16 protein-coding genes and 1 tRNA gene are annotated in these 17219 nt (G+C 47.3%); 11 read left to right on the top strand and 6 right to left on the bottom strand.

The window, feature by feature from the left end; all coding sequences use genetic code 11:
- Positions 1-7: 7 nt before the first annotated feature.
- Positions 8-733 (bottom strand): tetratricopeptide repeat protein, encoded by a 726-nt coding sequence (locus V144x_RS06175; protein ID WP_144982938.1) that lies wholly within the window; start codon positions 731-733, stop codon positions 8-10.
- A 286-nt stretch (positions 734-1019) separates the two neighbouring features.
- Here V144x_RS06175 and V144x_RS06170 point away from each other — a divergent pair.
- From V144x_RS06170 to fae, 3 genes are all read left to right on the top strand, one after another.
- Positions 1020-1090 (top strand) — tRNA-Gln (locus tag V144x_RS06170).
- A gap of 188 nt (positions 1091-1278) precedes the next feature.
- Positions 1279-2016 carry a class I SAM-dependent methyltransferase gene (locus tag V144x_RS06165; protein ID WP_197998781.1) on the top strand — a complete coding sequence of 246 codons (738 nt, stop codon included), beginning with the start codon at positions 1279-1281 and terminating at the stop codon, positions 2014-2016.
- A gap of 96 nt (positions 2017-2112) precedes the next feature.
- Positions 2113-2661, top strand: coding sequence for a formaldehyde-activating enzyme (gene fae, locus V144x_RS06160; protein WP_144982932.1), 549 nt, complete (start codon positions 2113-2115; stop codon positions 2659-2661).
- 111 nt (positions 2662-2772) lie between these two features.
- On the opposite strand, the gene V144x_RS06155 is transcribed toward fae, so the two are convergent.
- Positions 2773-3963, bottom strand: coding sequence for a pentapeptide repeat-containing protein (locus V144x_RS06155; protein WP_144982929.1), 1191 nt, complete (start codon positions 3961-3963; stop codon positions 2773-2775).
- Positions 3964-4068: 105 nt separating this feature from the next.
- Positions 4069-5883, bottom strand: a complete 1815-nt coding sequence (locus tag V144x_RS06150; protein ID WP_197998780.1) for a glycoside hydrolase family protein — start codon at positions 5881-5883, stop codon at positions 4069-4071.
- Positions 5884-6023: 140 nt separating this feature from the next.
- Here V144x_RS06150 and V144x_RS06145 point away from each other — a divergent pair, with 140 nt between their 5' ends.
- The 8 genes from V144x_RS06145 (at position 6024) to V144x_RS06110 (ending at position 12827) form a co-directional block, all read left to right on the top strand.
- Positions 6024-7088, top strand: a complete 1065-nt coding sequence (locus tag V144x_RS06145) for a hypothetical protein (RefSeq protein WP_144982926.1) — start codon at positions 6024-6026, stop codon at positions 7086-7088.
- Between the two features lie 39 nt (positions 7089-7127).
- The gene (locus V144x_RS28300) at positions 7128-7682 is read left to right on the top strand and encodes a hypothetical protein (protein ID WP_197998779.1); all 555 of its coding nucleotides are present in this window, start codon (positions 7128-7130) and stop codon (positions 7680-7682) included.
- Positions 7683-7760: 78 nt separating this feature from the next.
- Entirely contained in the window at positions 7761-8390 is a 630-nt protein-coding gene (locus V144x_RS06135) for a TetR/AcrR family transcriptional regulator (RefSeq protein ID WP_144982923.1), read from the top strand.
- A gap of 11 nt (positions 8391-8401) precedes the next feature.
- Positions 8402-9193, top strand: a complete 792-nt coding sequence (locus tag V144x_RS06130) for a 2-keto-4-pentenoate hydratase (protein WP_144982920.1) — start codon at positions 8402-8404, stop codon at positions 9191-9193.
- Positions 9194-9217: 24 nt separating this feature from the next.
- Positions 9218-9529 (top strand): carboxymuconolactone decarboxylase family protein, encoded by a 312-nt coding sequence (locus V144x_RS06125; RefSeq protein ID WP_144982917.1) that lies wholly within the window; start codon positions 9218-9220, stop codon positions 9527-9529.
- A gap of 14 nt (positions 9530-9543) precedes the next feature.
- Positions 9544-9945 (top strand): thioesterase family protein, encoded by a 402-nt coding sequence (locus tag V144x_RS06120; protein WP_144982914.1) that lies wholly within the window; start codon positions 9544-9546, stop codon positions 9943-9945.
- A 28-nt stretch (positions 9946-9973) separates the two neighbouring features.
- On the top strand, positions 9974-11548 hold the full coding sequence (locus tag V144x_RS06115; RefSeq protein WP_144982911.1) for a hypothetical protein: 1575 nt from the start codon (positions 9974-9976) through the stop codon (positions 11546-11548).
- A 139-nt stretch (positions 11549-11687) separates the two neighbouring features.
- On the top strand, positions 11688-12827 hold the full coding sequence (locus tag V144x_RS06110; protein ID WP_197998778.1) for a 4-oxalomesaconate tautomerase: 1140 nt from the start codon (positions 11688-11690) through the stop codon (positions 12825-12827).
- 20 nt (positions 12828-12847) lie between these two features.
- On the opposite strand, the gene V144x_RS06105 is transcribed toward V144x_RS06110, so the two are convergent.
- The 3 genes from V144x_RS06105 to V144x_RS06095 are packed head-to-tail and all read right to left on the bottom strand — an operon-like array spanning position 12848 to position 16901.
- Positions 12848-13921: a WD40 repeat domain-containing protein gene (locus tag V144x_RS06105; protein ID WP_144982908.1), complete on the bottom strand. Its 1074-nt coding sequence runs from the start codon at positions 13919-13921 to the stop codon at positions 12848-12850.
- Positions 13918-15177: a DUF1501 domain-containing protein gene (locus V144x_RS06100; protein ID WP_144982905.1), complete on the bottom strand. Its 1260-nt coding sequence runs from the start codon at positions 15175-15177 to the stop codon at positions 13918-13920. Before V144x_RS06100 ends, V144x_RS06105 begins: the two co-directional genes overlap by 4 nt.
- Positions 15178-15221: 44 nt before the next feature.
- Positions 15222-16901: a DUF1549 domain-containing protein gene (locus V144x_RS06095; protein WP_144982902.1), complete on the bottom strand. Its 1680-nt coding sequence runs from the start codon at positions 16899-16901 to the stop codon at positions 15222-15224.
- Between the last annotated feature and the right edge of the window lie 318 nt (positions 16902-17219).

Raw genomic sequence — 17219 nt, 5'->3', positions numbered from 1 at the left:
AGGGAATTCATTTTTGTTTTTCTGGTGCTGTTAGTAATTGTAGCTCGATTCGACCAGTGTGCCACATGTAATTCGGCCCAAAACCAGCCCCAGGCCCCCATTTATTATTAACCGCTTTTTGCAGATATTGTCGAGCGTTTTCTTTCCGCCCATGCAATGATTCATTCAGACCAATATAAAGGTATGCATAAAAATTTCGTTTCTCTCGCTCATTTTCATCGATACTTGCTTTCTGAATGTTTTTCAAAATAGTCTCTGGGGTCACTTTACCTTCAAATAAACGATAGAGTTTAGGAAATGGTTCGCGGTCATCTTTTTCATACTTTAGCAGTCCACGTTGTGCTTCATCCGCTCCTTTTGCTTTATATTGGGAGAAGAAACGCCAAATACCATTTTCACGATCAACGTTGTCGAACGTATGATAGCTCTCAAATTGCTTAGCCGCATCTGCATACTGCTTGGCGTAGTAACAGGCAATGCCCCGTCTCCAGTGTGAGGTCTTAATCTTCGGATTCAGCTCAATCATCTTATCATAGTCGGCAACGGCCTTTTTGAATTGTCCCCTAAAAAAAAATGCGTCTCCTCTCCGCGAATATAAAGAGGTATCACCAGGTGTTTGTTTAATCTGAGCGGTTAACTCATCAATTAACTGTTTCAACTTTGAATTGATGACGGCATCCTCTTTTGATCGCTCTGATTTAGGAGGTTCCTCAGTGATCCCTACTCTGCTCATGCAGAATACAAGAAATAGAATCAACAAATATCGTGAGCTGCGAGTCAAGCATTTCATATGTCGAGTTTTTCCCGGCTGATTTGATTTCATAGTGGTCATAATGAATGGAACCTGCTAACTCATATAGTGTCATAAGAGCATAGTGCCTCGAAAGGGTAAATCAGGTTGAAAAGTGTAGAATTTCTCTCTCGAAACCGCTTGGCGAACGGAAAAAATTTCGTATAATGCACGAAAAGAGGGTGTTTTGCGATTCACTGTCGTGCCATCTTCAACCATTTGATTTCATTGCCTGATAGTGTAACGGTAGCACGAATGACTCTGACTCATTTAGTCTAGGTTCAAATCCTAGTCGGGCAATTTTGAAAAGTCCTATACCTATAGTGGTTTAGGGCTTTTCTTTTTTCTACTCTGGATTGAGAGATCGCAGGCCCAATTTTAAACCTGAAAACTCTTAGATATTTCCGATTCTCTTTTGACTCACACTCAGTGTTGTGATATTTGAATGCTCTATGAAGTCAATCACATCACTTGATATGAGGTTATGGATGACAACTAACTACGATCCGATTGCTGAGCAGTACAAACGATCGAAAAAACAACCGTGGCGCACCTTCGTTGAATGTTTTACTTTGATGAATCTGGTAGGGGACCCAGCAGAAATGTCGGTACTCGATGTTGCCTGTGGAGAAGGTTTTTATACCCGCTTGATTCGAGAACAGGGCGCTGCACACGTTACCGGAATCGATCTTTCTCAAGGCATGATTGATCTGGCACGTAGTCAGGAAGCAAAGCATCAGCAGGGGATTGAATATGTTGTCGGCGATGCTCGAGAATTACTTGATACCAATCAATTCGATTTGACTGTGGCAGCCTGGCTGCTCAACTATGCCCGCAATCGGGATGAGCTGCAAGCCATGTGCGACGGCCTTGCTCGCTCACTAAAGCCGGGAGGCCGATTTGTTACAGTGAACTGCAACCCCGCGCAAACATTCCCAAACGCCCCCTCGTATCGCAAGTACGGATTTGAGACCTCTGTGCTGGGAGAGTGGCAGGAAGGGGCACCAATTCAATGGCGGTTTCACTTGAGCGACGGGCATATTGACGTCGAAAACTACTACTTAAGTATCACCACACATGAAGAGGCACTTCGCCAGGCAGGTTTCAGAGAAGTAGTTTGGCACGCTCCCCAATTAGCGCCGGAAGGATTACAGGAAAACGACAAAGAATTCTGGTCAAGTCTGATGGAGTCTCCCCCCATGACATTCATTGAATGTGTGAAATGACAGATTTCTTGCTGATCTCACTGCCTCGCTTGTAGGTTTCTTTCAGATCAGATAGGCTGTTGAGCGTCTTGCTTTTAACCTTTAAGGAATATTGATATGAGTGATCGAATTATCATGCGAACCGGCGAAAGCCTGGTCGCCGGTGGTCCCCCTTTTACAGCAGCAGAACCAGAAGTCGTCATTGGAGAACTTGACGGACCTGTCGGCACTGCGATAGCAACTCTGACCGGTTCTCAATCAGCGGGTCACTCCAAAGTCTTTGCCATTCTGAACACCGATATTCAAGTTCGACCAGTCACTCTGATGGTCAGCAAGGTGACTGTGAAGAGTAATGCCTACACAAACATTCTAATGGGAACCGTCCAGGCAGCGATTGCCAATGGTGTACTCGATGCCGTTCGCGCTGGTGATATTCCTAAGGAAAAAGCCAATGACCTGGGAATCATCTGTTCTGTCTGGCTGAACCCAGGTGCTGCGACAGATGAGAACCTGGATCACAAAGCACTGTTTGAGATTCACCGCAAAGCGACCGCACAAGCAATCCACAAAGCGATGTGCAACGAACCATCCATTGATTGGTTGCTCGAACACCAGGACGAAATCACGCACAAGTACTATCAGAAGGGGTTGGACGGGACGCTGTGATGCTGAGGTGCTGAATAAATTGCCCCTGTGCTGGGGGTAACCAACTGAGATATTTTCGTGCTTATAGAAAACGAAATCTATAAATACACAATAGTAGGCTAGTACGATAGGTCATTTTCCGATCTTTTTCTTCTCACTGAATTCGCTTATCTTAATAGCAGGTTTTTTGGCGACCACAGGTCCTCTTAACATAAAAAACTTCCCATCAAAGTCATTTTCATCTTCGATGAGAGACCAGTCATCAAATCGAAAGTGTTTGACAGGGGGATCAAGGTGGCGCAGGTTTTTAATCCAGTCAGGAGAATCAACCATCGCTCCTTCTAGAGAGGTACCGTAAAAATTAGCTCCTGCCAGATATGCTCCTCTAAGATCAGCTTTCTCCATACGAGCATTAGCAAAGGAAGCGCCTTCCAGGTTTGCACCAGAAAGTTCGATTTCCTCCATATGAGCTTCTCTGAATTCTGCCTGTTCTAAAAAAGCTCCTGACATCGCCGCGTCTTCTAAGTGTGCTCTCCAGAAACGGGCACCTTCCAGATGGGAATCCCAAAAATAGGCCCCCTCTAGGTTAGCAGCATAAAAATTGACCCCTTCTAATTGGGTTTCGATGAACGAGGCACCTACTGCGTTGACAGAACCCAGGTTCGCTTTGTTCATATTCGCTCCAGAGAAAGCGGAATCTTCCAGTTCAGCGCCAAATAAGTCGGCTCGTTGCAGATCAGCTCCCTTAAAGTTACTACCATACAGATTTGTATTTCTAAAACTACTATTTCGCAAATCGGCATTACTGAAATCGCTTCTTTCCAATGCATCATTAATTTTGAATCTTTTTAATTCATAAAAATTCAGGTCGACACCACTCAGGAATGCATTACTCAAATCCATGTCACGCCAACGCTTGCCAGCCTCGTATTCAAGCTTGACAAAGTCTAATGCTGCATCACGTCTGAGACGCTCGTTGGCTGCGGGCACTCTTTTTTTCACTGTTTCGGACAGGGGTTCAAGCAGAGCATGTTCAGTCTTTTTTTCATTGTAGAGAATCTCGACTAATTGATTTCTTGTGGTCTTCTTGTTTGGATTTGTTGCTTGCTGAACTTGCTCTTGGAGTTCCCGGATCTGTTTTTTTAATTCCGCGTTTTGGAACTCTAGCAACTGGTCTTGTTGAACAAAAAGGATAACTACAGCCACAGAGATGATAACTGCCAGAATTGCGACGCAAACGGAGACAATCATTAATACAACGTTAATGGTGCTTACTGTTTTCATAATAATGCCATTTTTTAGCAAGAATCTATTTGAAGCCAACTTCGAACGAACCTCTCTCCTTATTCTGAAGATGCTAAGCTCTCAGTGCAATTGATTAATTACACGTTTCATTTATTAAAGTGACTGAGTTCGTGTATTAATAGATTATTTCTGCAGATCAATTTCAGAACTGAGTGCCGTTCCGATGCCGGTTCTACCGTAGCCGTTGCCACAGTAAAACATGCGTAAGCGGTTGTTCTCTCGGATGATTGTTGGATACTCCACCATCTGGCTGTCCCAACCAGTCTTACTGGGTTCAAGCTGCAAATTGTCACCGTATTGTGCGCCACGTGTCCATAAATAGCCATTATCTGATTCCGCATAGCAGATGCAGTAATACCCCCAACGTGACCCAATCGCGGAATACCACATCTGAAAAGTTCCATCATCACGTTGCAGGACCACCGGGCCTGCAACACCCACATTTTCATAATCGCGATTTGGATCGCGCTGCATAATCGTGCCCCGTTTTTTCCAGTGGATTCCATCGTTGGAAACGGCGAGGCAGATCGTTTTTTGTTGATTGACTAAATGTGGTTTCCCAATCGTAGGACAGCCGGTGTAATAAAAACGCCACTCAGTCGTACCATCATCTCGTTTCAATTGAAGTACTGAGCCACCAGCGATACCAATCGCATCGGGGCTACCGGGTTCTCCGCTGGGAGCGAGTACTGGGGTGTTGCCATATCGGTTCCAGTTTTGACCATCGACGCTGGTTGCCAATCCAATACCGGGGAACGCACTCAAACCAGTGCCTTTCCCACTATTACCAGTGTAGTAAAGATGCAGCTGATCTTTTTGAGTTTGAACTACGTGCGGCAAGACACACCAACGTGCATCAAATGAATCTGGGAGCCCGATCTCCAGCAAAGGACCTTTCCGGTTCCATCTGTTGAGATTCTTGATGGAAGCCGTTGCAACACCAATTCGATGAATTGACTGGTCATCGCCTCCAGCATAAAAAAGACGATACTGATCTCCTTCGCGCAACACCCAGGGGTTCATACAACGCGTCGAATCAAAACTTCCCGCAGGGCGGGGCGGTAAGATGGGATTGTTTTTATCACGCACCCATTGGATCTGATTACGCAGGCTGGCATATTCTTTTGTGTGCGTGATCCGCAACTTGACAACTTGTTTTTGACGGCGATGGATTCCAAAAAGCGTACCAATATCGCTTCGATCCCAGGCGATCCCTTGTCCGGCAATGGGGGCAGTCAAGGTTCCTACATGGTGAAGAACTCCAGATGTTTCTGGCACCTGTAAAACATATAACTCACCCCGATCGTGGCCCGTAGTATAAAGCAGACCATTGGGACCCCAGGCGCCACCGGAATTACTGTTTGGTAGAAAACGTTTTAGCACTGAATCGGGAAACGTCCAGGTTCCCTCTGCGTACCACTCATCGTCAAAACGAACGAGATGTGTCTTACGCACTGTTGCCAACTCGCCATAGAAAGCAAACGCAATCCACCATGCTCCGTTTCGCCGATCTATCCAGTTAATCGCTCCAGTCGTATTGCTGAATTTCAGAGATTCAAGGTGTTTCAGATTCTTCGCATCAAACACTTCAACCGTATTCTTCAATGGATAGTCAGGCCAGTTCGAATGGGCACAATACAGCTTACCATCAACAACCACTCCACTATTCAGATGGCGAATGTGAGAGTCTTTCGCACCGGCCCATTTTTTCAGTTGTTTCCCGTCCGATTTTCGATAACGGGCAATTTCACGACTGGAAATGGCAAAGAACGAAGTCTCATCAACGGCAACCGCCTGATGAGCTTCTTGTGCGGCATGTCGCTGTAACTCACGAAACTCACGCTGCGGTTTTTCCTTTGCTCTCGCCACAGGAGCACAACAAACCCAAGCAATCAATAACGACCAAAAGATAGTGTATGCTCTGTGGTTTAATCTCATATCGATCTCACAAAAACAATGATGGATCTAAGTATTAGTAAAGAATATGATTCGCCTTTGAGTATTTTTATAGTATACAAGTGGGATACAATGTACGATATCGAAGTTCTTTTTTAATCAGAATTTCAAAAGACCAACTCATGAATAAAGACAAACGATTTTTTAGTAATCATCAGGTAAAGATCACTTTTTTTCGAAATGTGATCCTCATTTTTTTGATCGCACCTTTAGTTCTTTGTGCTGCTGAAGCTGATTCTCCCAAACAACGCCTTGAAGCATTGAGATCTCTCAATTCATCGGCAGTGACTCCCCAAAAAGCATTTGAAGCCGCTGTGGTTGGATTGGATCTGGCAGACGAATTGATCAAACAGAAATATTTTTCAGATGCCGCTAAAGCAGCATCTGTTTCGAAAGCGGCAGCGAAAAAGGCAAATAACGCATATCTACAGAAATCAAGTATTTATTACTCTAAATATGCGCTTGGCCTGGATGCTGATTATCGAACCGTTGAAAAATCATTAAATTCTCTAAAGTCTGATCCCAAAAATAAAGAAGCTGCGTTAGAAGCAGGTCTGTTTTACTGTTTGCACAACTGGGACTGGAAAAAAGGGCTCCCCCTTTTAAAGCAGTGTTCTGACACGTCGCTTGTGTCACTGGCAAATTTGGAACAACAAGTTCCTTCTGCCGCGGCGGATCAGATCAAACTGGGAGACCTCTGGGCAGAATATGCAAAGGAAAGTGATCCCAAATTAAAAACGTCTCTCATGCAACGTGCCAAGTATTGGTATCTGAAGGCCGTGCCTCAATTATCAACATTAGAGCAAAGAACTTTGGTCAGACGTATCAATCGCATCCCCAAAAAAACATTTCAATTAAACATTGCAGTTCGCATTGACGGTTCTGACACACTGACCTTGTCCGAAGGCCAACTAACATGGCGCAATCACTCATTCAAATATCCCAGTATACTGGTTATGAATGGAATCAAATGGGAAACGAAACAAAGCACAGTTTTAGCAAATCAGGGTGGGACTCGTATTTTGCCTCATCACATTCATCTGACAAGTGTTCGATTAAAAAAGCAACGTGGCCGCGGACCCGTGACTCTTAAGATCGAACAAGATCAAATACACATTACTTTTGACGACCGAACACCGGCAGGGTCCAACGACTATGTCATCATTCTTTCGTTTGACACTTTTTGAATGTTTCTTGACACCGACTATTGGTAGAAAAAGGACATCATGACGCAAATCGTTCCATCAGATCTCATTCAACGCATGGATCACAAAGTTGTGATGCGAACTCTTAGCCTGCTTATGTTTTTGACCGTGGTCGGTTGTACCACTAAACAACCATTGACCGATGCACCAAAAAATCAACTCCCAACCGAAGCATCGAATGCACTCCATAATGCGACAACATTTGAACTCTTCTCGCTCGATCCAAATCAACGCGATCAAAAACCGGGTGTCGATATGTTTCACGGATGGAAGATACTGGGATCCGTTGAAGTTTCTGACTCTGCAACTCGCAATACATTGCTTAACGCACTCGATGCTGGCATCGCCGAGAATGATGGAACCGTTGCAGCCTGTTTTGAACCCCGGCATGGAATTAGAGTAGAGTATGATGGAAAACAACACGACTTTGTGATTTGCTTCCAGTGTTATTCGGGCAAATGGTATACTGATGGCAAAGAATCTGAAGGGTACACATTGACTGATTCGCCCAAACCCGTATTTGATCGGGTGCTGCAAGCCGCTTCAGTTCAACTTACTCCCCCGCCCCCCGATTGAAGCAAAATTTAATTGCACTCGAAATCAGATCTGTTTACAATAAAACATACCAACCATTCGGTATTTTTTGAGAATAGCATGCGAACTCTAAAACAACCGCGGGCAATCGAAACACGTGATCGCATTCTGCATGAAGCAGCGCAACTGTTTGCTTTGAAGGGTTTTCACGACACTAAAGTCGGTGAAATCATCAAAGCTGCCGAAGTGACCAGTGGTGCCTTCTTTCATCATTTTCATGGCAAGGAAGAACTGGGATTCGCCGTAATCGACCGCCACATGGAGCAACGACGTCAAGCGCTGGACCGAATTGAAAAACGTCTCACTACCTCCTATGACAACGATCCGTTGGAAGGGGTCTTTTTACGTCTAGACGCTGTGGGTGCGATGATTGTCCAACGTCGGAACCGCAAAGGGGGCTGCCTGATCGGGAACCTCAGTACGACTCTGAGTGATACACATCCTGCGTTTCGAAAACGGCTGGGAGAGTGTCTTGACGAGATGGCTTCCGAATTTCAGGTTCGCCTGGACGAAGCAGTCGCGAAACATAATTTATCAAACAATCAGGACACCTGGGAGGTAGCCCGCTATATCGTGAGCGTCATTGAAGGTGCGATCATGCTCACCCGGACTCATCGCGATATCAACCTCATCGCGCGACAGATGCAGTACCTGAAAGAAGATCTCAAACGATCGTTTCACGCCACCTGAGGGAAGAGCCAATGAATCCAACCGAACGATCCATGACTCTGTGCCAAGAGTGGGCAACTCGGCAACTTTCGGATTACGATGCGCGCCAACCAGGTACGATATTCGCTGAAGGAGTCATGTTGAGCATTGTCGAAGGTTACCAACTTCAATCAGCGGTCGCAGAGTTGCGGCACCAAAGAGGTGAGCGAATCATTGGTTACAAAGTCGGTTGTACATCGCCCAAAATACGATCACAACTGGGAATTGACCATTGTGTCTCTGGCAGATTATATGATTCGGAACTACACAAATCAGGGGCAGTACTGTCCCGCAAAGAATACGCAAACCTTGCAATCGAAGGCGAATTAGCGATAGAGCTTTCGCGTGAACCGACACCGGAAGATTTTTCCGAAATGAAACTACCCGCATGTGTGGCGTGTCTGTTTCCTGTTGTCGAGTTGCACAACCTGGTGATGCAAGGGGAACAGCCCTCCGCGGGAGAACTGATTGCGCACAACGCACTTCACGCCGGAATTGTTAGAGCAACAGGTATCAGCCCTGAAGAAGCCTCTGGTGAGACATCACTGGCAATTTTTGCAAATGCGCAATTACTTGAGGAGTGCAGGGGACCTTCACTGATTCAGACAATTCACACATCTCTGAAATGGTTGATGGAAATGATGCGGACTCGCGATGATCGACTCTGTGCAGGTCAAATAATATTAACCGGATCGATCCCGAGTCTGATTCCTATTGAAGAAGACTGTCATATCCACGTCGAAGCACCGCCCTTTGGTCGTGTAGAAGTGGAGTTTACTACCTGAATCCGTTCTCAAAAGGAGCTTACTATGGCTTATGACGATACTTTGATTGTGGATCACATCAAACAGACGCACAATACAGAACTGTTGAGTGAACGAGAGAAACATCTAGTGGGCCTGGCTGTGACAATGACACGCGGTTGTCAGGTCTGCACCCGCAACCGGATCGAAAAAGCCCGCGGCATCGGAATCTCCGACGACGAACTCAACGCACTCGTGGCAGTGACAGCTGCCGTTAATAGCGGCGTCACCGGAGCCACAGCGCGCGTGGCGTTCGGTATGCTTGAGCAGGAACAGACAGCAGAATGTGGCGACGTCTGCTCACCAAACCCAGAGTGAAGGAAGATTGAAACATGAAAGATGTCGTAAAAATCGGCACGGTCGGTGAGGAACGGTTCGTTGTGAGTGAGGAACATCTCATCGATTTCGCCCATGATGGGATGCCTCAGATTCTGTGCACACCGTGGTTGATCTGGTTTCTGGAGCACGCGGCTCGTAAAGCCATGCTACCTCTGCTTGAACCAGGCGAGAGCACTGTCGGTATGGTCGTCAACGTCGAACACATCGCGGCGACACCTCTGGGAGCAGAGGTCGTCTGCAGCGCGCGGGTGATCTACACCGATGGGCCGGTGATTTCATTTCAATTTGAGGCTCATGACGAACACGAACAAATCGCCCGTGGCACACACAAACTGCATGTGATTCAGGCCGCGCGCCTTGCCAAAAAAGTAGAAAGCAAGCAGCGACGAGACTAGCGCTGACCTATAAAAAGGAACAAGAATTATGTCGCTTAATGAAAGAAAGTACTTGCTACCAGTGCTCACTGTAGTATTTCTACTTAGCACGTTTCTGATTCCTCTCCGAGGTGAAGATGAGAACAAACGAACGCGCGAAGAATGGGTAAAAATATGTGAGAAAAAACTGAAACAGGTCGAAGCCGGTATGGAACGCTGGGCATCTGCGGGGATACCGCCTTTCAAGATTCGTGATATCATGCTCGCCGAATTCATTCCAAATATGAAAGCCGGAAAATATCAGGAGGCGGAAAAAGTCGCTGACCGCGCCCTGAAAATGTTGAAAAAAGGACCACTCGTTTATAAACCAGAAGACTTGAAAAAATATCTTCGGAAAACAAAAGAGACACAGTACATTATTTTACCAATACGCGAAGCGGGTCAGCTCTACGGTGGTCAGACCGACGGCCTGGACAACGGCATTCAACAAACCATTGCCAAAATCGGTAAGGCAACAGATCCCAGGCAGAGAAACTGGGGATTTCACTTGATCATTCATACCTGGAAGTTCGATCCGAAACACAGTGTCAACAAACGCGCGGACATCGCACGGGCCGTGCGTAGTGCCTTTGATGTTGCAATTCGAAATAATGTAGCCGTACATTTTACTATCGACAGTCATGAGTGGGAAAACCGGCCAGACCTCTGGAACTATGCAGACAAAGAGAAGCCAGGCTATGACCCGAAGAACAAAGCAAATGTCGAATGGATTGACTGGGACGGCACGCCGCATCCACATCGATACCGCAACTGGGGAGTCCCTGAGAGCATGGCGCCGGTGATCTGCTATAACAGTCCGCATGTCTTGCGGGAAGTATCCCGTATGATCGGCGAGGTTGTCGCACCACCGATAAAAGCAGGACTTGACAGATTGAAGAAAGAGGGGAAGGAATATCTCTTCTCAGGCGTGACCGTCGGTGCGGAACCATCGCTGCCGAATTATGAGAACATTGATCGGCTAAGGCCACAAATTGCCAAATTGATGGATCAGGATGGATCACCCAAGGCTCGTCTTGGTTTTAACGCTTTGACCAATAAAGGATATAGCAAAACCGAGCCCCCAAAAGATTTCGGGCGGGCGTTGGCGCAGATCAATCAGGAGTATACTTCTTTCTGGTCCCAGAAACTTGCTGAGGCGGGCATTCCCATTCAAAAAATGTATACTCACGTTGCCGCCGGTGCCGGTGTCGTTGGTTCTCCCCAGGTAGAATTTACCAATGCTCCACTCGACATTGCCTTTAATCATCACTCGCGCCCAGGCTGGACAACCTACCCGGTTGGACCGTTTCGAAACGATTTTGCATTACTCTATGAAGAACTTGCTCGCCACGGAAATCCACACTGGGCCAGTACAGAAGCAAGTCCGACGATGGGCCCCTCCGGCGGGAAACACTCACTGTCAATGAAAGATTATCTGGCCCGGCACTTTGATTATGGAGCGACCGTCATCGTGTTTAATACCGGAGCCACAAGTAAAGCGCTTTCGGATTCACTGACTGAAGGGGTCTGGGGCAAAGAAGCACTCCAGGCATATCGAGAACATCTTGCTCCCCCATCAAAATAGATCTCAATGATTTCCATCTCAAGATCATAAATGGCGAAATGCTTTTACCTCGAAAACCATCGAATGCAATAGACACGCAAGCGTTGGTTGTTACAATCATCAAAACTTCAATGCCTGGAACGGTTTCAGGTAAGTTCAAATGGAAGATACAGAATCAATTCGTTCTGCGTTGCCGCATAGAATGGAATCGATGCCCCAGTTTGCCTTACCCTGTTTATTCATGCGTGGTGGTACCTCTCGAGGCCCCTATCTGCTCGCTTCTGACCTTCCCGCAGATGTCACCAGCCGTGACCGCGTACTTCTGGCAATGATGGGATCGCCTGACGCACGGCAAATTGATGGCATTGGAGGTGGTGACTCTCTCACCAGCAAAGTAGCGATCCTCTCACCTTCTCAACAACCAGACTGTGACGTCGACTACCTGTTTGCTCAGGTTAAGGTGACCGAGTCCGCAGTAGACACATCTGCCAACTGCGGCAACATTGTCTCTGGTGTAGGCCCCGCCGCAATTTTGCGAGACCTTGTACCGGTTCAAGATGATACAACAACCGTACGCGTTTTTAATACGAATACCAAAACCAGAATCAACGTCAACGTACAAACCCCCCAAGGTCAGGTCGAGTTTGCAGGTGATGCGCGCATCGATGGTGTCCCGGGAACAGCCGCACCGATCCAACTTGAATTCCTTGACGTTCTGGGACCACGTACGGGGGATGTTTTTCCCACCGGTTCGCGTACTGATGAAATCGAAGGTGTGCCTGTGACCTGCATCGACAGTGCAAACCCGACAATCCTGCTCCATGCCGAAGCACTTGGTGAGGATGGTCACGAACGACCGGAGGAACTGGACGCCGACCATCCAATGCTTGTGCGACTGGAATCGATTCGTCGCGCGGCATCGCTCAAGATGGGACTCGGAGACGCGACGGGGCGCGTTACTCCCAAAGTAGCTCTTCTCTCACCACCGCGCGAAGGGGGACATGTCTGCTCTCGCTATTTTGTCCCTGACCACTGTCACGCCGCACACGCGATTACGGGAGCGATTTCAATTGCTGTCGCTGCAGCCTTTGATGGAACAGTTGCAGAGTCGATTACAGGACACGAATCGGGAAATGAATGCACGGTGGTAGTTGAACATCCGGCAGGCCATGTCGATATTGTTCTGAAACTTGATCCGAAGTCTGATGGACAACAACATGTGCTCAGTGCCAGTGTCTTGAGAACGGCGCGTCTGCTCATGGAAGGCCAGGTATTCGTTCCCGCTGTAGCATTCGAATAATATGGAATGAAAACGAACGTTTATGTTTTAGTTTTCTTTGCTTCGGCAGTCATGCGATAGGTGTAGACTGATCCGTCGGAGTGAGGGACGACCAGATGTCGCCCATCGGCCAAGAGGTCGAGGCCACGGGCCGCAGAAGAAAGCTTGAATGTGTGAAAGAACTCTTTCTCATCTGGCTTATAGAACCAAAGTTCCCCTTTGCCACTGCGATTGGCACCTGCACCGATTAAGAATCCATCGAGATGATACCGCACACCCCACGCGATTCCCTGAAATGTTTTTTCAGGTTTAAGTTGTGCTTTCTCTTTGCCGGTTTTCCAGTCGAACAGCATGATAATGGGGTCTTGCACGCCGGCAAATGAGTTGACGACATTTGTAATTCCCGCACTCGCCAGTTCACTGCCATCCGGGCTGAATTGCAAATCACGGGCTCCCCCCATATCAGCGGCGAATTTTTTGTCATAGCCGGTCATCACGGTGGCATCAATGCCTCGGGCCTCTTTACCGGTTTTCATGTCCCAAATTTTGATGAATCCCATCAAATCCTGAGAAACCAGGTGCTGGCCCTCGGGATGAAAGTCAACCGCGTACACATGACGTTCGTGACCTCTAAACGTCTGGAGTAATTTGCCATCCTTGATATTCCAAACCTTGACTAACAAGTCGTTCCCGCATGTGGCAAGTTTGGTCTGATCGGGAGAAACACGAACCCAGCGCGCCGAGCCTTTGTGTGCAGGAATGGTCATTGTCGGTTTTGGTTCGGCGTCTGTCATATTCCAGACTTTGATATCGCCGCCCCAGCAGGCTGAATAAAGCGTATTACCATCAGACGAAAAGTCGAAAGATCGCACCCAACTGGTATGCCCTTTCAACGTACGCTTGGCTTTGGTACTCAAATCCCAAACCTGGATATCTAAATCTTGCGCACCGGCGACAACAAAGCGACCTTTCGGATCGACCCGACAGGAAGTGAGTGGAAAATCATGTTTAAATTGCGCCACCCGATGAGTTTTTGTGGGGTCGATCAAATCATAATCGACGACAGGCTTCTTAGCGACGATGGCATCGGATAAATCAGATTGCTTCGCGTTCATGCCAACAACTCCTTAATGGCTTGTGCAGTAGGATCGCCAATGGGAATCGAGCGGCCGGCAATTTCGTGATCACCGGTTGAATCAATACCGAGCGCTTGCAGGTAGGTGTGGAACAGGTGGCCGGCATCGACTTCGCGGTCAGCGACGGCGGTGCCTTTCTCATTGGTTTTTCCGATGATGGCCCCCGGTTGTATACCACAGCCTCCTAGAGCTATTGACCAAGCGGTGCCCCAATGATCGCGACCATAGCGCACGTTAATTTTAGGAGTCCGACCGAATTCGGAATAGACCATCACTAACGTACTCTCCAACAAACCCCGTTCGTGCAAGTCGTCAAGCAACATCGCAAAGGTTTTGTCGAACTCGCCCAGTTGTTCGAGATGGAAATTAAAATTCTCGGCATGGGAATCGTAACCGTGGTGCGTCACTTTGACACAGGTCGCATCGTTTTCAAGTAAGGCGCGAGCCAGTAAACAATTTCGGCCGAAGTCGTGTGTGCCGTAACGTTCCAGATCTTTTTGTGCGGGTGGCTTCTCGAAGAATGACTTACGGCCCATCAGTTTCGCAGCCTGAATAAACGAAGCATCGAACGATTCCGTCATTGATTTCGTACGTCCCCGTCCAAACTGCTTATTGAATTGCTGTCTGAGCTGAACTCTGCGAGCATCGGTGGTTTGATCAAGGCCTTTTGGTATCGCTAAGTTCTTGGGAGGTTTGACTCCTTCAAATTTCAATTGGGCATGCTGAGCCCCCAGAAAGGCTGCCGTGCTATCGTTTAGGCCACGTGTCGAAATATGAATATAACCAGGCAGTTCACTATTGGCGGGTGCAAGGTATTTCGAAGCAATTGAGCCGACATAGGGAAACTCACCTGCTCTTCTCCCTTTTTCCATGAACAAGCGACCTTGTCCATGGTCGTTCGTTTTTAAATTGATACTACGGACGATCGACAGTAAATGCATGCGTTGCGCAGTGTACGGCAAAAGTTCGGAAATATGCATGCCTGGAACTGAAGTTGGAATGGCGCGAAAGGGGCCTCCATACTCGGTTCCCGGTTTGGGGTCCCACGATTCCAACTGGCTGACGCCCCCCTGCAGGTAGAGTTGCAAGACACGTTTGTGCTGACCTTTGATTTTTTCCGCGTTGGCAGGCGAGCCCAGCAAACCTAAACCGACCGCGCCACTGGCGGCTCCCGCCAAAAACTGACGTCGTGCCAATTGGTGATCCAGTTGATGACAGCCTTGATTTCGTCGCATCGGTTATCCTTCGCTCCGGTGAAGTGGAACAGGTGAGATTGTCATTAATGATTAAATCGAAATTCGTCAGAAGCAAGCGCCGCCCAAACCAATTGCTGCAAGCCTTGATTTGATTGTGCTTGAGTCTCATTTAAATATGCTGCAACTTGTGCCTTTTCCATTTTGTTGGGATGACGCGAAAAGACAGACAAGTAAAGTTCTTCTGCAATTTGGTCAGAAGCTTTCAGTTTCTTGAGCCGGGCCGTGAGATTGTTTTTAGAAGGAACCAGCCAGGATTGCAGTAACGGACCGTTTCGTAAGAAGAGCGCCTGATTGGCCGATGCATCAAACTGTGAAGTTTGCGCTCCCACAATGCCAAACGTCGTCACAAAGGCAGTTACGTTTCTACTTAAAGCATCGTGCAAAGCCTCTTCCTGCCACTGTGGGTCTTCCGTTTTTTTCTGCCCTTTTTTGGCATCCGCTTTTGACTGTTTTGCTTTGAGGCTGTGAAGCGTTTTTTCCGTGAGCCCGGTTGCCTGCATCATTGACCAGGCGAGTTGTTCAGGAGACAAAGGCTTTAACAACGCAACACTAAAGCTGGTCTCTTCCGGAATTTTAGCGTCTTTGGCAACATGACTACTACGCTGATAGGTTTTTGTTAACGCCATTTCGCGAAGCATCAAGCGGATGTTGTATTTGTTTTTGCGTAACGATTCGGTTAACAAGTTGAGTAGTTTAGGATTCGAAGGAGGGTTGTCTGCGTGCCACATATCCAATGGTTCCACCAAACCGCGGCCCATCATCATCGCCCATAACCGGTTGACGATGTTTTGTTGAAACGCAACGTTTGTCGGGTTCGTCATCGCATTGGCTAACTGCAATCTGCGACTATAAACGGGCACCGAACGTACATTTTTGGCCGGCTTGACTTTATAGGGGTCTTTTGGCATCGGTGGGTCAGCGATCTCAGGCAAATCGAGCATGCGAGGAGCGGTCTTACCTTCTTCCTTAGTAAATACCGATGTAAACGAAACCAGACCTTCTGCCTTTTCGCCAATGGAAGCCTTTTTCGTTTTCGGATCTTTGAAGAGATAGCTGCGATTCAAAAACGCGTTTAAGCCATGATAGTGTCGTTGCAGATAATCATTGACATTGGGATGGTCGTGACATTGGGCACACTGTAAGTCGCGTCCCAAAAACACACGTCCTAAATCGCGAGTGACTTCTTCGGCCTTTAATTCGCGATCGAGTAAAAACTTGGCCGCCGGCCGTGTTTTTTCATCGGTTCCATCAGCGGATAAGATTTCGTGAACCAACACATTCCAGGGTTTGTTTTCTGAAAACGAGGTTCGTAAATAATTCCGCCATTGTGCAGCAGGAATATATTTGTCACGACGCCGTTCCATCATCATCGTATCGAAAAAGTATTGCAGTCGCCTTGCATGTTCAGGAGAGGCAAGCAAGCGGTCGACCAACTGAGTTCGTTTGTCGGTTGACTGATCGTTCAGGAACGCGTGGACTTCGTCAACAGACGGGATGGTTCCCGTTAAATCGAGTGTGACCCTTCGCAAAAATGTGGCATCATCGGCTGGTTTGCTGGCATTCTTTTCGAACTGTTCATTTCCGACACCAACGAGGGAATCAATCTGTTGATGCAGGGGAACCTCGGCAAAGAGCGGCAAGTCCATCACAGCAACAATCAGTGTTGCTAAACAAACAACCCGTTGAATGGAGCGTAAATTCATATTACTACTCTATTTAGGAAGGAATCAGCAGGTAGGAGCCAACGTAGAATCAATCATATATCAGCGTTCATTATTGTATCGGAATCCAGTGATGAAATCAATAATTTCCCCGGATAACTTACTTTTTCTCTCGTTTTAGCGGTTTTGATTCCGCATAAATTGAACTCTGATTTTTCTGTGTTGATCGATATGGAATGACTGTTATGGATAGTCGATCCTATCTCTTTCCTCTGAGTATGGTAGAACAGGAAACCATCTGGAGATATTATCGAATCCACTGGTCGCACGGACGATCAGAGTCGATTCCATTCAAGAAAC

This window comes from Gimesia aquarii (assembly GCF_007748195.1).
Lineage (GTDB): Bacteria > Planctomycetota > Planctomycetia > Planctomycetales > Planctomycetaceae > Gimesia > Gimesia aquarii.
The sequence above is the reverse complement of the archived record's forward strand: the minus strand, read 5'-3'. Positions and strand labels throughout refer to the sequence as shown.

Bases quoted from the DNA above. Each gene is read 5' to 3' on its own strand.
- V144x_RS06175 (WP_144982938.1), bottom strand. From the start codon at position 733: ATGAGCAGAGTAGGGATCACTGAGGAACCTCCTAAATCAGAGCGATCA.
- V144x_RS06165 (WP_197998781.1), top strand. From the start codon at position 1,279: ATGACAACTAACTACGATCCGATTGCTGAGCAGTACAAACGATCGAAA.
- fae (WP_144982932.1), top strand. From the start codon at position 2,113: ATGAGTGATCGAATTATCATGCGAACCGGCGAAAGCCTGGTCGCCGGT.
- V144x_RS06150 (WP_197998780.1), bottom strand. From the start codon at position 5,883: ATGAGATTAAACCACAGAGCATACACTATCTTTTGGTCGTTATTGATT.
- V144x_RS06145 (WP_144982926.1), top strand. From the start codon at position 6,024: ATGAATAAAGACAAACGATTTTTTAGTAATCATCAGGTAAAGATCACT.
- V144x_RS28300 (WP_197998779.1), top strand. From the start codon at position 7,128: ATGACGCAAATCGTTCCATCAGATCTCATTCAACGCATGGATCACAAA.
- V144x_RS06135 (WP_144982923.1), top strand. From the start codon at position 7,761: ATGCGAACTCTAAAACAACCGCGGGCAATCGAAACACGTGATCGCATT.
- V144x_RS06130 (WP_144982920.1), top strand. From the start codon at position 8,402: ATGAATCCAACCGAACGATCCATGACTCTGTGCCAAGAGTGGGCAACT.
- V144x_RS06125 (WP_144982917.1), top strand. From the start codon at position 9,218: ATGGCTTATGACGATACTTTGATTGTGGATCACATCAAACAGACGCAC.
- V144x_RS06120 (WP_144982914.1), top strand. From the start codon at position 9,544: ATGAAAGATGTCGTAAAAATCGGCACGGTCGGTGAGGAACGGTTCGTT.
- V144x_RS06115 (WP_144982911.1), top strand. From the start codon at position 9,974: ATGTCGCTTAATGAAAGAAAGTACTTGCTACCAGTGCTCACTGTAGTA.
- V144x_RS06110 (WP_197998778.1), top strand. From the start codon at position 11,688: ATGGAAGATACAGAATCAATTCGTTCTGCGTTGCCGCATAGAATGGAA.
- V144x_RS06105 (WP_144982908.1), bottom strand. From the start codon at position 13,921: ATGAACGCGAAGCAATCTGATTTATCCGATGCCATCGTCGCTAAGAAG.
- V144x_RS06100 (WP_144982905.1), bottom strand. From the start codon at position 15,177: ATGCGACGAAATCAAGGCTGTCATCAACTGGATCACCAATTGGCACGA.
- V144x_RS06095 (WP_144982902.1), bottom strand. From the start codon at position 16,901: ATGAATTTACGCTCCATTCAACGGGTTGTTTGTTTAGCAACACTGATT.